Origin of the sequence: Citrobacter sp. EC_71, assembly GCF_019584005.1 — a bacterium.
Taxonomy (GTDB): Bacteria; Pseudomonadota; Gammaproteobacteria; order Enterobacterales; family Enterobacteriaceae; genus Citrobacter; species Citrobacter werkmanii.
The window spans coordinates 40,382-54,374 of record NZ_VDAY01000011.1 but is presented as its reverse complement, the minus strand read 5'-3'; the positions used below and the strand labels follow the sequence as shown (position 1 = coordinate 54,374).

Genomic DNA, 13,993 nt, shown 5'->3' with positions numbered 1-13,993 from the left:
AATGAATTTTCCCTTCTTCAGGAAGGTTTCCAGGTAAAGGCCCGGTCGCTGAAAGCACAACACCGCCGGGTGGCGGTGTTGTGCATGACATCACGTCAGGAATTACTGCAGCAGGCTGGAAACCATGCTGGACATGCTGTTGGACTGCTTCAGCATGGTGATACCCGTTTGCATCAGCACCTGTTGCTGGGTCATGTTGGACGCTTCCGTCGCGTAGTCGGTATCCATAATGTTACCGATCGCCACTTCCGTGTTGTCCTGCATGCTGGTCAGGTTAGCCGCAGTGTCGTTCAGACGGTTGATGGATGCACCCAGTTTGGACTGGATCTTAGACACGTCATCCATTGCAGTTGAAATGCTTGAGATCATATTATTTGCAGAACCGGAGACTGTTAGTTCGGTACCGCCCGTCATATCTGCTTTACCTGTAGGATCATTTTGATCATAACGGAAAGATGTGCTGATATCTGATAAATGACCAACAAGCGTTTCTAGCTGATCAGAAATATTCACCGTCATGGTATCGGAGGATTCAGCCCCGACCTGGAAGGTAACAGAACTCTGGAACAAACCGTCAGTTTTGGTATTGCTGGTGTTGGAGACACCGAACAGGTTAGTGCCACCGTAGGTGGTATTCTGCAGCATATCGGACATCTGCTGACCCAGTTCGTCATACTCATCCTGCATGGATTGCAGGTCTTCGTCGCTGTACGTTCCGTTCGCTGCCTGTGTTGCCAGATCTTTCATGCGACCCAGTACGTCGGTCATTTCGTCGAACATGCTATCCGCAGTCTGCAGCATCGCCGTTGCGTCCTGGATATTGCTCAGCGCAACGCCCATACCGCTGGACTGCGCAGTCAGGCGATTGGCAATCTGTTTGCCCGCAGCATCATCCGCAGAAGAGTTAATACGGTTACCTGTCGCCAGACGTTCCATGGAAGTAGACAGGGATGCGCTGCTTTTGTTGATAGCATTTACAGCTGCCATTGATGCGGTATTAGTATTAATCGATAACATGGTACTGCTCCTTGGGAATAATCGTTTTCGTTTCGATACTCTGTAAAAACGACCACCCGTTCGGAAAACTTAAAGCGCGGCGAAAAAAAATTATAAGCCCACAACTTCCTTATCGAGGAGAGACACAAGAACCACAGCGCTATTTTAGCTTTCCGTGCTTTAGCACTCAAAAGTCATCATTTAATCAAGAACTCACCCATGATTTAATTAAAAGATTATTAGAAATATCTAATCATGGGTTGATTGATTACGCACCTCCAGGGTTAACTTAATGATAATGATAAGATTATCCTTAATCGAAAATGCGTTAAACCACTGTACCCAGACTTTATTTTACATTTGGTTGCAAATAGCCTCTATTTTTATATTGTGAGTCGCAAGCACTTTCGTTACATTTCGAGTCCATTTTTGGACAGCATAAAAAACACTCAATAGCGATTCGGCTGTAGCCTCATAGCCAGAAAGACATTTCAATTTCTCCAGAATTTTAATGCACTGATTTTTAACGGTGTGACACCAGGGATATAAAATCTTGCACAGGTATACAAATCGATGAGTATCGTAGTCAACAACTGGCGGATGGATTCCTCGCTTAATGCGTTAATCCATTGTGAAACAGGCGAGATACGTCGCCTGGGCGAATACCATTTTATTCTGTTAGAGACATTAGCTAAAAATGCCGATGTCGTTTTATCTCGGTCGTATTTAATGAGCGCAGTGTGGAAGAATCGCATCGTTGGTGGAAATAGCCTGCCGACAGCCATTCATGCCCTACGTGTTGCTATCGACGATGACGGCAAGCAGCAGGAAATTATAAAAACCATTCCAAAAAAAGGGTATTTATTTAATAAAAAGTACCTGATTGAAACTATTGACCATAATGAAATTGTGGCTGATGACAGTACTATTGATGAAGCCGAAACGCATGCCGAGGTTGTTGAGGCCCTTGCAGTTGATGAAACGCTTTCATCAACCACCCATGAAAAAATAACCTTACTTAACAGTCAACTATCAGTAAGAAACCAGAAAAAAACAACCTTCAGGCGACATCCGTACCGAGCCGTGTTGATTACCTTACCCGTTATCGTTATCGCGCTGTCGTTGTTTATTTTAATCTCTTATTTTAAAGCACCATCTGCCACTAAAATGGAAGAAGCTCCGCAACTGGTTAAAGAGACGCTGGAAAATCTCAACCGTGTTACGGTATATCAACTTTACGACCCAGGTGAGAATAAGAAATCGTCATCGCTTGTTTCACCGCATATTCTTCCTGGTATAGAGCAGCTCAACCCACTGTTGCTAAGCCATAACGCCTCGATGACCATGTATTATCGAATCTCACTGAACAAACTCGCCCTTGATATTGTGCTTAGTAATCAATGCAATGACAAATGGCAGTTAGCACTGAGTTTCGATCACTGGCTAAATAAAGATAACGAAATGAATGGTATTTTAATTAAAGAAGTGGAGAAAATGTTAAATGAAATGCCAAAATGCAAATAATTTCTTTTTCCCTGGCCTGTCTGTTTTAACGCTATTTTTCACTTTCATCGTGTATGCTCACATTGAAAACACGGTTATTGCCAATTACGATCTTACTACTGGTAAAAACGCACATTATGAACTTATCGCCAGTCCTCTGAATAAAAACACAACTGTCACTCTCGTCCCGTTGGAGCAAAATAACAAAATGCCATCCACGTTTAAGATTGCATCGTGTATAAATCATTATGCAGGTTCATCTAAAGAGGGGGAGTTTCACTTTAGCGCCACCAAAACCGATCAAAACGATTCCCGGCTGGCTAATTTCGGGGTATTTGTCTCTGAGCACAACCTGCATACGTGGTGGCTTCATTTAAACCCACAGCAAAATTTGCTTTTTACACGGGATGTTGGAGGTCTGTTAATCACAGACCCCGCTGCATTTAACTTCTCAACAAATGCATGTCAGCAGAATTAACTTAATAAACTACGGACAGTCTGGCTGGAAAGCCGGGCTTGTCCGTTTACCGCCTGTGCTAATACCTGATAATTGTGATTAGCATGATCCAATACTCCCCCCAGTGATTCAGAGGCTTTCACCGCACTTTCCGCCTGTGGAAAACGCGCCATACCGTCAATCAGTTGCCGGGCCTTCTCCTGCTGGGCAGCCATTTGCGCACGCTGATCGCCAATAATATCCAACGCCTGCTGTAATCCGTCCTGAGTTCGGGTGCCGCCCTGCGCTATATGCTGTTGAAGCTCCTCTGAACGTGAGGGATCGGCAAATGTTTTCAGTGGAGTAAATGCTGACGACTTCGCGTCAACATCGCGTACGCTCAGGGTCTGTTGGATCTGCGTCCACTGCTTTTCGGTGGTGGAGAACGTTAACGCGCCCTGCCGATCGTGCACCTGTACGCCGACGCGACGCAGCGCGTTGTTCATCATCATTTTGTACTGACCTGGATCCATATCCTCACCAACCACCACCGCAGAGTGCTGCGTTTGCCGCCCGTCGGAAACACTAAACATGCGTGAGCTTATGGCATCTTTTTGCAGCATCTGCGCCAGTTCAGGCGCGTGAAAATTCACTCGCGCCTCGCCTTGCAAAACCGGACGCAGTTGCCTGTCCACCGCGCCGCCGGATAACGCCGTTCTTTTGTCCAGCCACTGAGTAAGCTCGGCGCCCTTTTGCTGCTGCGTCTGCCCGCCACGGCGCGAGGCATGGCGATAATCCAGCAAATGCTGTTCCAGTTGCCCCAGATAGTGATCGGCCTGCTGCAGCGTGGTGAGCTGATCGTTAAGCTGCACGCTGTAACGCTGAGGCCGGGTGGTAATAAGCGGTGAGGCCGGGTAATCACTCGCCGTTGCGGGTAACTTTTGACGGACAGGGGCATTCTGCGCAACGGTATGCTGCTGCACAGAAGGATTAAGCGCTCCGCTACCGGAGAGTGATGTTGTATTTAAACCGACCTGCATACTATTCCTGAGTTAGTGCTCACTGTTAAATCACACTGAAAAGGTTCAACTCACTCACTTTAGAGTAGGTTTTTAAGGTGGCTTCCATCGCCATTTCCAGTCCGGTAAAGGTAATGGAGGCTGGACCGTAATCCAGATCGCTCAACTGGCTGATAAGCTGATCGTTGGACGTTGAGATATCCGTCTGAGCACCGCTCAGCATGGTCATTGTATTCTGCGTTTCACCAATGGTGGCGATGGAGGCATTGAGTTCATCAGAGGCCACGTCTACCGTGTCGATGGCATTCTGAATATCGCTTTGCACCTGCGGATCGGCGGGGTCTATCGATGGATCCTGCAGCTCTTTCGATAATGACGTTAAGGTGTTCAGCACATCCAGGCTATCGCCGAAGAAGTCGCTGACGGCCACATTGGTATCCACCTCGACACCATTGGAAACCGTGGTCTGGCGATGCTCGCTATTACCCTGGTAGGTATAGCTATCAGTCACGCCATCTCCGTCATCATCAACAGCGACAATCGGCGGCCGATCGTTCACCGTCCCACCAAACACATAATGCCCGTCTTCATCCTGGTAATTGAGCGCCGCCACCATCGCTTCAGTCATCGACTGGATATCCTGCCCCAGGCTGGATAATGACTCGGCGGTATTGGTGCCGTTCGCGGCTTCTAACAGATCGTCGCGAATAGCCAACAGATCGTTATTGACGCCATCGAGAATAGATTCCTGCTGGCTCATCCCGGCCGTCGCGGAATCAATATTCGTTTGGTACTGGTCGAGAGCCGATTGCTGGCGGTTAAGCTGGGTGATACGGGTCGCCGCAATCGGATCGTCAGACGGCAACAGAATGCTTTTCCCCGTCGCCATCTGCGTGACGACGTGAGAAAGATCGCTGGAAAGGTCGTTAAAACTCTGCGTCATGGACACATAAGACTGCTGTGCAGTTACTCGCATTTTTCATTCCCCTTCCGGTTAGCTACACATTTCCAGCACAGAGTCGAAAATATCTGCGCCCGTGGAGATGACTTTGAGGTTGGCCTCATAAATCTGCTGATAGGTAATGAGGTTTACCGCTTCTTCATCCATGCTGACGCCGCTCACGCTGCTCTGCTGGTTCTGTGCCTCGGAGTACACGTTCGCTGCGGCTTCAGCTTCCGTCTGGTTTTGCTGGCTGTAGATACCGATGTTACTGATGATCGATGAACAAGCTTCGCCTACGGTTACGCTGCCGAGGCCTTCGATTTCCAGCGGTTCAGTAGAGATGTTGATCAGCGCCTGCAGGTTGTCGCTGTTACCGCTTTCGTCAGGCGAACTGGAAAATGCCAGCTCATCGGCGGTGATTTTGGGATTCACTTCCAGCGGGCCATCTGATGAGTTTTCATCATAAATAAACAGCGGTTGATCGGGGTGTTGGCCGCTCAGATCGTAGCCCTGCGCCAGTTGCGTGTTCACCGCATCGGCAAACTGCTCAGCCATGCTGTTAATCGTTCCGGTCAACGGCGTCAGTATTTCATTCTGATAATCAAACAACGCGCCCAGCGAGCCGCCGGTATCGGTGTTCATAGAAGATGTGGTTCCGGCAAACGTCAGCGACATACTCTGCGTGCCGTCGGCATTGGTATCCAGTTCGATGGTGGAACTCACCTGCCCGCTGACCAATGGCTGACCATTTTGCAGCGTGACGTTATAGTTGCCTTCATCATCGATATTGACCTGAACGTCCATGATACCGCTGAGTTGTTCGACCATCTGATCGCGGGCGTCATACAGCGCCGACGCGTTATCACCGTTGGCTTCAGCTTGCGCAATTTGCTGGTTATAGCTGGCAATGCCGCTGGTCAGGGTGTTCACCTGCGCCACCATCGCCTGCTCCTGGCTGACGATCTCACTGCTTTGCGAGTCGATATAATCGAGGGTGTTATCCACACGCAGCGCCAGCGCGCCGGACTCGCTGATCACCTGTTCACGCAGGGCGGAATCATCCGGGCTGGTGGTGGCTTCATTTAGCGCCGCAAAAAAGTTATCAAAACCCCCGCTCAGGCTACTGTTATCATCACTGAGGACGGTTTCCAACTGCGTTAAATACTCTTGCTGGGTGTTGTAATAGCCATAATCGCTGGCGGCATACCAGACCTGGTTAACCTGATACTGGTTTGAGACCCGGCGAATACTGTCGACCTGCACCCCGTTACCCGCGCTGTTCGCCGAACCGGAGCTGGCGCCTATGGTACTGGTCATAGCAACCTGCCGGGTGTAACCGTCAGTCATGGCGTTGGCCGTGTTTTGCGCCGTTACGTTAAGCTCCACCTGCGCAGTCGATGCGCCGCTGTAGCCAATGTTAATCATATCCATCAAAGCATCCTCGCCGGTCAGTTACCCGGTCTGTCGTTAACAACCTTGCCGATTAAGAGCGGCGAAAAAACCGCAGTTCTTAAGCCACCGCGCAACCTTTATCCTTTGTGATGAGGGGAGAGTTGTTTGACGATCATCTCCGCAATGCCAATGCCGTGCTGCTGGGCAAGACTGTTGCACAGTTGATCGTCATAAAATCCCTGCATCATGCGTACCGAGTCGCTGTTAAACGGGTTATCTTTTGAGTCGAAGATCTCATTGGTTTTACGCATCTCTTTCAGCATGTTGCGTAAGAAAATGGCTTCAAACTGCTGGGCCGCTTTCTGCAAATCGTTATCTTTGATTTTTGGACCCATTAACGCATCGCTGCCGTCAATGCCCCCGCTGTGATTCACCTTGATGTCGGCCATTAAATCACCTCCAGATCGGCATCCAGCGCGCCGGCTTCATGCAGGGCCTGTAAAATGGACATAATGTCGTCCGGCGTAGCCCCCAGGCTATTGAGCGCGTTGACCAGCGTTTTCAGACTGCTGGACTCTGGCAAACTGATCATTCCCGGGCGGGCATGATTCACCGAAATGTTGCTTTGCGGCGTCACCGCCGTACGACCACCGGCAAATGCATTCGGCTGGCTGACGTTGCTGCTTTCATTGATGGACACCGTCAGGCTGCCATGCGATACCGCCGCCGCATGCAGGGCGATACCATCGCCCATAACCACCGTACCGGTACGCGAGTTAAACACCACCCGAGCGCGGACTTTTTCCGCCTGTACCTGAACGTCATCCAACTGAGACATAAAGGCAACGCGCGCCCCGGGGCTGGTTGGCGCGCGGACGATAACGTTGGTTGAGCTTTGTGCCGTCGCAATGCCGCCAAACGACGCGTTGATCGCCGCCGCAATATTATTGGCATCTTTGAAAGAGGGACGTTTCAGGTTAAGCGTGATGGTATCGCCCATCTGGAAATCGCTGGGAATTTCACGCTCTACCGACGCGCCGTTCGGTATCAGCCCGGCGGTGGGGGTATTCACGGTGACGCTGGAGCCGCTGGCCCCGGTCGCGTTCATCCCGCCGACCACCACGCTCCCTTGCGCAAGGGCGTAGACCTCTCCGTCCGCGCCGTGTAATTGGGTGAGTAATAATGTGCCGCCGCGCAGGCTTTTGGCATCGCCAATCGACGAAACCGTGACGTCAATGGTCTGCCCACGCGAGTACATGGGCGGCAACGTCGCGCTGACCGCCACCGCCGCAACGTTCTTCACCTTCGGATCGATTTTGCCCGGCAGTTGTACGCCAAACTGGCGCAGCATGTTGGTAATTGTCTGGTTGGTAAATTTGACCTGGTTTTTATCCCCGGTTCCATCCAGACCGACCACCAGACTGTAGCCGACGAGTTGGTTTTCCCTGACCCCCTGGACATTAACCAGCGACTCCAGAGATTGCGCCTGCACCGCGCCAGGTAGCGCCAGGCTCAGGGCGATAACGATGCCGTTTAACGCCTTCATCCAGCGCCCGCTTAAGTGTTGCATATCAAAATCCTGCATTAGATCGGGAAGAGAGGATGGTTAAACAGACGCGTCAGCCAGCCCGCCGCATTGGCATCGCTCAATGCGCCACGACCCGCATAGGAGATACGCGCATCGGCAATACGCTGCGATGAGACGGAGTTGTCGTTCTGAATGTCATCGGCGCGCACCAGACCGCTCAGGCGAATGTACTCATCGCCCTGGTTAAGGGTGAGCCATTTTTCGCCGCGAATTTCCAGAATGCCGTTCGACTGCACCGAGTGTACCGACACCGTAATTTCGCCGCGCAAACTGTTTTGCTGCTGCGAGGTCGCCGTCCCGTTGAAATCGCGATTGGCATCCACGGAAGCGGAAAGGTTATCTTTGGTATGTCCGAAAAGCGTCGGCGCGCCGATATCGACGGTATTGTTTTTCCCGAAATTGGTTTTCGCCTGTTTGCTCGACTGGGTAGATTCCTCCAGCATCACGGTCAGGATATCGCCCACCCGATAGGCGCGGCGGTCCGCCGTCAGCGACCAGTTATACCCCGTTTCAAACACGCCCCCCGCTCGGCCATCCGCCGTTGGCGGCGCTTCCGTTTTGGGAGGAGCAAAGAATTCGTCATTTTTTTTGACCAGTAGGGCCTGCGATTCGCACCCGCTTAACAAGGGAAGCAGTACCATCAGCCAGAGATAATTTTTCACGTTCTGCCTATTTCTGCCGGATGGAACTGTACCATCCGGCATTTCACATTCTTGGGTTACAGTGTCTGACTAATAAACTGCAGCATATCGTCTGCCGCAGAGACCATTTTGGCGTTCATCTCATAGGCGCGCTGTACGGTGATCATCGCCACCATTTCGTTGACGATGTCCACGTTCGAGCCTTCCAGCGCTTTATCCTGTAACGTTCCCAGGCCATCTTCCCCCGGAATACCTTCCGTCGGTTGACCGCTGGCCGCCGTTTCCAGATACAGGTTGTCGCCTTCGGCTGAAAGCCCGGCCGGGTTGGCGAAATTCACCAGCGTCAGTTGCCCCAGTTCGGTAGGGTCACTGTCGCCGGGCAGGATTGCCGTCACGGTGCCGTCAGGTGAAAAAGCGACTTGGGTGGCCCCTGCAGGTACATCAATTTCTGGCTGTAGCGGCAATCCCTGGGCGTTGGTTAGCACGCCGTCGGCGTTAACCTGCATATTGCCGTCACGGGTATATGCGATATCCCCATTGGCTTTTTGCACCTGCCAGAACCCCTGCCCCATGATGGCCACGTTCATCGTATTGTCGGTGGTTTCAACATTCCCTTCGGTGAAGGTTTTTTGCGTTCCCACAATACGAACACCGCTACCGAACTGCATTCCGGTCGGCATGATGTTGTTTTGATCGAGCATGGCGCCCGGCGCTTCCTGAGTCTGATAAAACAGATCCTGGAACATCACGCGGTCGCGCTTAAAGCCCGTGGTATTGACGTTGGCGATGTTGTTGGCAATCGCACTCATCTCAGCATCCTGCGCCGACAGGCCGGTTTTACTGATCCATAACGCTGCGTTCATAAAACTTTATCCCTGATTAAAGGCTACGACTCAGGAGCCGCGTAGCAGCCTGTTGCCCGAGTCGCTGAGATCTTCAGCCGTTTTCATCATCTTGATTTGCGCTTCGAACTGACGGTTCATCGCGATAGATGACATCATTTCGCTCACCGCAGACACGTTACTGCCTTCCAGAAAGCCGCCGCTCACTTTGATGTTCTCATCGCGCTGTGCCGGTACGCCGTCCGCCGTTACCAGCATCCCTTCGCTATTTTTCGCCAGGTTGGCGACCGGAATATCCACCAGCTTCAGGCGATCAATATCCATCGTGGCGGTAACATCACCATCGTCAGGGGTGACCGAGAGCGTGCCGTCGCTGCCGAAAGAGGCAATCGCATTTGGCGGTAAAATAATCGGGCCGTTATCCCCGAGCACCACGTTACCGTCGATGGTCAGTTGCCCCTGATCGTCCTGCTGAATATTGCCGTTACGGGTGTATACCTCGTTTCCGGCTTTATCCTGCACGGCGATATAGCCGGATCCCTGAATAGCAACATCAAGCGGGCGTTCGGTTTTTTCCGCCACGCCGGTGCTATCATTGACGCCGCTGGGACTCTCCTTCGCCATAAAACGCGTATCGAAACCACCGCCTTTTACTTTGTCATTGCTCGCCATCGCCATATCCGCGCGAAAACCATTGGTGTTAACGTTGGCGAGGTTATTGGCGCTAATTTGCTGCTCCAGCAGCGTCTGGGTGGCGCCGCTCAGTGCGGTATAAATCAACCGATCCATTTCTTAGCCTTACATCGCCTGGAAGAGAGCCTGATCCAACTGCGTACTGGTCGAAATCACCTTGGTGTTCGCCTGGTAATTACGCTGGGCGGTCATGAGATTGACCAGTTCGTTGGTGATATCCACGTTGGAGCTTTCGAGCATGCCGGAGGAGAGCGTGCCGCAAGAGCCGGAGCCAGGTGTGCCAATCAGCGGCGTGCCGGATTCGCCCGTCTGTACCCAGGCTGTACCGCTTACCGCTTCCAGCCCGTTCTCATCCGGGAAGGTCGCGAGCACGACCTGACCCTGCAGCATGCGTTCGCCGTTGCTGTAGGTGGCGTAAACTTTACCGTCGTCATCAACCTGTACGCCGTTTTGCGTCGCGGAGGCATAACCGGTGGCGGAGTTGGTCGTCACCGAGAAATCAGAGCCGTACTGAGTACAGTCTGAATAATCGACGGTCATTGAAATCGGCGCAGCTTCATCAGTAGTGAACGTGATGGTTTGCGGCGTTGTTGGCGATGTCAGCTTACCGGTATTCTGATCAAAGGTCAGTGTGGTCGGCGGTACGCCGCTCTGCGCCTCACCATCAAAGGTGTACTGCACTTCCCAGGTGTTATCTGCGGTTTTAGTAAAATACTGGCTAACCGAGTGCTCATTACCCAGCGAGTCATACACGGTGGTGGTGTAGCTGTCGGTGTAGGTGTCGCTGTTGTTTGGGTCAAATTTGACCCCATCTACTGGGGGGGTCGCCGAAGGATCGCCATCACGATCAATAATCTCATCACTGGCATCAAAGTTTGCCGTGAAGGTCATGCTGTCGGTGGCCTGCGCCGGGATGTTGCCGGTTTTAATCTGGATATCAGTGACGGTACCGGTTTGCAGCGTGCCGCTGTCATCAACCGGATAACCTTGCAGGTAATCACCGGACGCATTGACGATATAACCGTTTTTATCCGTCACAAAAGAACCGGCGCGGGTATAGGAGATGTTCCCTGCGCTGTCGCACATGACGAAAAAGCCATCATCGTTAATGGCCAAATCCAGCGCATTGCCGGTGGAAACCATCGAACCACCGGTGGAGATACTTTGTGCGGAACCTGCCACGCTTACGCCCATCGCCTGTGTCCCGGCGTACATGGCGGAGAACTGGGTAGTCATTGATTTATAACCGACCGTCCCGGAGTTAGCGATATTGTTACTGATACCGTCCAGTTGTTCGTTGACGGCGTTTAGCCCCGTCGCTGCAATTTCATAACTCATTGTTTCTTCCTGTAATGTAAACTAAATCAGAGCACTGTATTGCTGTTGGCGTTATCGCTGCCGTCGTTAGTATCTGGCGGCGTGGTGTCATCAGTGCTATCCGGTACGCCAAACTGGGTGATCATGGTGAATGGCACTTCACCAACGCCGTCAACGTTGAGCACCGGCGTGCTGCCATCGAGCGGAATACGCACATCTTCTACCTTGCCTGTCACCTCAATCGGCACTTCCTCTTCCCCGGTATTGGTCACCACGGATACGCTGTAATCGCCCGGCGGGATGCCGTAATCCGCAGGATTGATGTCGAAGTCCACCTGGCCGGGTCCGACGGAGGTTTCACCTTCCGGGATCAGCGACACGGTGTAGTCATCACCCGCTTCATCGGTAAAGTGCAAATCCACATCGGTACAGCTGTCATCCAGCGTGACGCGCCCCTGAATCTCCTTGCTGTTATCTTCGATATCCAGCGAGGTGGTTTGCACCATGATGTCGTCGCCGACCATATTCCCCAGCGCCATCACCTGAATGTTGCTCATCAGCACGGCGTTGGTGTTGGCCTGGACGCTCATCTCTTCCATCATGGCGACCTGCGCCATTGAGGAGAGCTGATCGATATAGGCCGTAGGATCGGTGGGATCGGTTGGATCCTGATTTTCGATTTCCGCAACAAATAAGGTCAGGAAGGTTTCCACCCCTGAGGTTTCCGTCGATACCGTCGTCGTTGGGGTATTAGTCGTGTCGCTGGTATCCGTCGTTGACGACGTGGCAGAAGAACTGCTGTCTCCCACATTAGAGCTTTGCGCTGTGGCGCCGACGTTATTTTCAGCAACGGCCGTCGGCTTCTCCTGAGAAGAAGCCAGCGCCTGAGATTGGGCATACAGAGCCAGGGTATTCATTACACTTCTCCCAGTTTGAGTAAGCTTTGCTGCATACTTTTGACGTTATTCAGCACATCAACGTCGGTTTCAAAATCACGTGACGCTGACATCATGTCAGCCATTTGCTCGACCACGTTGACGTCCGGGTACCAGACAAAACCATTCTGGTCCGCCATTGGGTGGTGCGGCTCATAACGTTTCACCGCCCCGCCGCTTTGCATGACGTCCTGTACCTGTACGCTGGCGCCATCAATGGCGTGACGGTTATGTCCACCTATCAGGCTATTGTTGTAAACCGCGGCAAAAACCGGACTGCGCGCCTTATAGGCCTGCGCCTCGCTGCTGGCAGGAGATTCCGCATTCGCCATGTTGCTGGCGACGGTATTCAGACGGATGGTTTGCGCCGTCATCGCCGAGCCGGAAATCTGGTAAATATCAGTAAACGACATGGTTATTTTCCTTCAATGGCCTCTTTGATACCGCTAAGTTGCAGGTTCAAAAAGGTCAGACTGCTTTGATAATCCATACTATTTTGTGAAAACCGGGCCTGCTCGGTATTCAGCTCTACGGTATTGCCATCCTCTGAAGGCTGCATCGGCACCCGGTACTTCACGTCCACCTCGGGTGGAACATTTGTGCGACTTGCCCGTTGCATCTCAGCGGCAAAATCAATATCTTTGGCTTTGAAATTTGGTGTATCGACGTTTGCCAGATTCGCTGTCAGTAGCTCGGTCCTCTCAAGACGTAACTTCACTGCCTGCGGATGTACACCCAATGCCTGCTGAAAACTGATTCCCATTTCTTGCATCACTCCTGCGTAGATATCGCTGTTATTAGCAATATGTATGCCAACTTTTAAGTGATTGATGAGAAATGACTTTATGAAAACACCTCCTCACAGAAGGAAGTCCTCTTTCCGCTTTGCCGTGGAAATGATGCTGGCTGTATGCTGTGGCTTACCCGTACATGCCGCCGTCCATCCCATTCAGCACAGCGCCCGGGAACAGATCAACGCGCGGGTTCTCGATGCCGCCAGTCATGAAATTGACGCGCTGGCGCGCAAACAGCAGTGGCAGGACTATCGCTACACGTTCAATATCTATATCCCCTCCGCCGTGAGCACCAGCGCGCTATGCGCGTCGGCGCCACAGATCACCTCCAGCACCTCCCCGGAAATGGCCCTGACACGAATGAACTTTGTGGTGAGTTGTCCGGGCAGCGCCGGCTGGAAATATAACGTTGCAGTGCGCCCCGACGTGTCGGTGCCGGTAGTGATGCCAAAGTCGTTGATTACACGCGATACGGTCATCACCGCCGACGACCTGCTGCTTAAAAAATTTAATATCAGCAACCAGCGGGAAGGGTTGATGACAAATATGGATGAAGCGATTGGTCTCACCAGCAAGCGCGCCCTGCAACCGGGTAAACCGATCACCCGTAGCGAGCTGGTTCAGCCCGTATTGGTTAAACGCGACCAGCCGGTAATGATTGTCTCCCATACGGCTGGGATTACCGCCTCGATGCCGGGCGTGGCATTGAAAAATGGTCGTAAAGGGGATGTGATAAAAATTCGCAACAGCAGCAGCCAGCGGATCATTAGCGGTGTGGTGGATGATACCGGTGTGGTCACCACGCTGATGGCGCAGTAGTGCGGGGATTTTTTGTGATGGAATTAAAGTTTTCCTCTATTGCCGTCGCTTTTAGCCAATAACAGATAACCAACC

The 13,993-nt window shown here is 52.0% G+C and carries 16 protein-coding genes; 3 read left to right on the top strand and 13 right to left on the bottom strand.

The window, feature by feature from the left end; genetic code table 11:
* Positions 1–102 precede the first annotated feature (102 nt).
* Positions 103–1,017 (bottom strand): lateral flagellin LafA, encoded by a 915-nt coding sequence (gene lafA / locus FHD02_RS13655; RefSeq protein ID WP_137360650.1) that lies wholly within the window; start codon positions 1,015–1,017, stop codon positions 103–105.
* A 552-nt stretch (positions 1,018–1,569) separates the two neighbouring features.
* Here lafA and FHD02_RS13650 point away from each other — a divergent pair.
* Positions 1,570–2,520, top strand: coding sequence for a transcriptional regulator (locus FHD02_RS13650; RefSeq protein ID WP_137360649.1), 951 nt, complete (start codon positions 1,570–1,572; stop codon positions 2,518–2,520).
* Positions 2,498–2,977 (top strand): hypothetical protein, encoded by a 480-nt coding sequence (locus tag FHD02_RS13645; protein WP_137360648.1) that lies wholly within the window; start codon positions 2,498–2,500, stop codon positions 2,975–2,977. Before FHD02_RS13650 ends, FHD02_RS13645 begins: the two co-directional genes overlap by 23 nt.
* On the opposite strand, the gene FHD02_RS13640 is transcribed toward FHD02_RS13645, so the two are convergent.
* From FHD02_RS13640 to FHD02_RS13585, 12 genes are all read right to left on the bottom strand, one after another.
* Positions 2,974–3,975, bottom strand: coding sequence for a flagellar hook-associated protein (locus tag FHD02_RS13640; RefSeq protein WP_137360647.1), 1,002 nt, complete (start codon positions 3,973–3,975; stop codon positions 2,974–2,976). The two genes, FHD02_RS13645 and FHD02_RS13640, sit on opposite strands and share 4 nt — an antisense overlap.
* 25 nt (positions 3,976–4,000) lie before the next feature.
* Positions 4,001–4,930, bottom strand: coding sequence for a flagellar hook-associated protein FlgL (flgL, locus tag FHD02_RS13635; RefSeq protein WP_137360646.1), 930 nt, complete (start codon positions 4,928–4,930; stop codon positions 4,001–4,003).
* A gap of 18 nt (positions 4,931–4,948) precedes the next feature.
* Positions 4,949–6,328 (bottom strand): flagellar hook-associated protein FlgK, encoded by a 1,380-nt coding sequence (flgK, locus tag FHD02_RS13630; RefSeq protein ID WP_220393970.1) that lies wholly within the window; start codon positions 6,326–6,328, stop codon positions 4,949–4,951.
* A 98-nt stretch (positions 6,329–6,426) separates the two neighbouring features.
* Positions 6,427–6,729, bottom strand: coding sequence for a rod-binding protein (locus FHD02_RS13625; RefSeq protein ID WP_094301070.1), 303 nt, complete (start codon positions 6,727–6,729; stop codon positions 6,427–6,429).
* A gap of 8 nt (positions 6,730–6,737) precedes the next feature.
* Positions 6,738–7,859: a flagellar basal body P-ring protein FlgI gene (locus tag FHD02_RS13620; RefSeq protein ID WP_220393969.1), complete on the bottom strand. Its 1,122-nt coding sequence runs from the start codon at positions 7,857–7,859 to the stop codon at positions 6,738–6,740.
* A 14-nt stretch (positions 7,860–7,873) separates the two neighbouring features.
* A complete protein-coding gene (gene flgH, locus FHD02_RS13615) occupies positions 7,874–8,539 on the bottom strand; it encodes a flagellar basal body L-ring protein FlgH (protein WP_038643004.1) in 666 nt (221 codons plus the stop codon).
* Positions 8,540–8,595: 56 nt separating this feature from the next.
* Entirely contained in the window at positions 8,596–9,381 is a 786-nt protein-coding gene (gene flgG / locus FHD02_RS13610) for a flagellar basal-body rod protein FlgG (RefSeq protein WP_042310416.1), read from the bottom strand.
* Between the two features lie 30 nt (positions 9,382–9,411).
* The gene (locus tag FHD02_RS13605) at positions 9,412–10,149 is read right to left on the bottom strand and encodes a flagellar basal body rod protein FlgF (RefSeq protein WP_042310418.1); all 738 of its coding nucleotides are present in this window, start codon (positions 10,147–10,149) and stop codon (positions 9,412–9,414) included.
* 9 nt (positions 10,150–10,158) lie between these two features.
* A complete protein-coding gene (gene flgE, locus FHD02_RS13600; RefSeq protein WP_137370313.1) occupies positions 10,159–11,391 on the bottom strand; it encodes a flagellar hook protein FlgE in 1,233 nt (410 codons plus the stop codon).
* Positions 11,392–11,417: 26 nt separating this feature from the next.
* The gene (locus FHD02_RS13595) at positions 11,418–12,287 is read right to left on the bottom strand and encodes a flagellar hook capping FlgD N-terminal domain-containing protein (RefSeq protein ID WP_079225400.1); all 870 of its coding nucleotides are present in this window, start codon (positions 12,285–12,287) and stop codon (positions 11,418–11,420) included.
* On the bottom strand, positions 12,287–12,718 hold the full coding sequence (flgC, locus tag FHD02_RS13590; RefSeq protein WP_006685942.1) for a flagellar basal body rod protein FlgC: 432 nt from the start codon (positions 12,716–12,718) through the stop codon (positions 12,287–12,289). Before flgC ends, FHD02_RS13595 begins: the two co-directional genes overlap by 1 nt.
* A 2-nt stretch (positions 12,719–12,720) precedes the next feature.
* Positions 12,721–13,068, bottom strand: coding sequence for a flagellar basal body protein (locus FHD02_RS13585; protein ID WP_137360640.1), 348 nt, complete (start codon positions 13,066–13,068; stop codon positions 12,721–12,723).
* Positions 13,069–13,150: 82 nt separating this feature from the next.
* On the opposite strand from FHD02_RS13585, the gene flgA reads away from it, so the two are divergent.
* On the top strand, positions 13,151–13,918 hold the full coding sequence (flgA, locus tag FHD02_RS13580; protein WP_220393968.1) for a flagellar basal body P-ring formation chaperone FlgA: 768 nt from the start codon (positions 13,151–13,153) through the stop codon (positions 13,916–13,918).
* The last annotated feature ends 75 nt before the right edge of the window (positions 13,919–13,993 follow it).

What these genes read in the sequence shown, in the direction of transcription:
- lafA (WP_137360650.1), bottom strand. Translation starts at nt 1,017, where the DNA reads ATGTTATCGATTAATACTAATACCGCATCAATGGCAGCTGTAAATGCT.
- FHD02_RS13650 (WP_137360649.1), top strand. Translation starts at nt 1,570, where the DNA reads ATGAGTATCGTAGTCAACAACTGGCGGATGGATTCCTCGCTTAATGCG.
- FHD02_RS13645 (WP_137360648.1), top strand. Translation starts at nt 2,498, where the DNA reads ATGAAATGCCAAAATGCAAATAATTTCTTTTTCCCTGGCCTGTCTGTT.
- FHD02_RS13640 (WP_137360647.1), bottom strand. Translation starts at nt 3,975, where the DNA reads ATGCAGGTCGGTTTAAATACAACATCACTCTCCGGTAGCGGAGCGCTT.
- flgL (WP_137360646.1), bottom strand. Translation starts at nt 4,930, where the DNA reads ATGCGAGTAACTGCACAGCAGTCTTATGTGTCCATGACGCAGAGTTTT.
- flgK (WP_220393970.1), bottom strand. Translation starts at nt 6,328, where the DNA reads ATGGATATGATTAACATTGGCTACAGCGGCGCATCGACTGCGCAGGTG.
- FHD02_RS13620 (WP_220393969.1), bottom strand. Translation starts at nt 7,859, where the DNA reads ATGCAACACTTAAGCGGGCGCTGGATGAAGGCGTTAAACGGCATCGTT.
- flgG (WP_042310416.1), bottom strand. Translation starts at nt 9,381, where the DNA reads ATGAACGCAGCGTTATGGATCAGTAAAACCGGCCTGTCGGCGCAGGAT.
- FHD02_RS13605 (WP_042310418.1), bottom strand. Translation starts at nt 10,149, where the DNA reads ATGGATCGGTTGATTTATACCGCACTGAGCGGCGCCACCCAGACGCTG.
- flgE (WP_137370313.1), bottom strand. Translation starts at nt 11,391, where the DNA reads ATGAGTTATGAAATTGCAGCGACGGGGCTAAACGCCGTCAACGAACAA.
- FHD02_RS13595 (WP_079225400.1), bottom strand. Translation starts at nt 12,287, where the DNA reads ATGAATACCCTGGCTCTGTATGCCCAATCTCAGGCGCTGGCTTCTTCT.
- flgC (WP_006685942.1), bottom strand. Translation starts at nt 12,718, where the DNA reads ATGTCGTTTACTGATATTTACCAGATTTCCGGCTCGGCGATGACGGCG.
- FHD02_RS13585 (WP_137360640.1), bottom strand. Translation starts at nt 13,068, where the DNA reads ATGGGAATCAGTTTTCAGCAGGCATTGGGTGTACATCCGCAGGCAGTG.
- flgA (WP_220393968.1), top strand. Translation starts at nt 13,151, where the DNA reads ATGAAAACACCTCCTCACAGAAGGAAGTCCTCTTTCCGCTTTGCCGTG.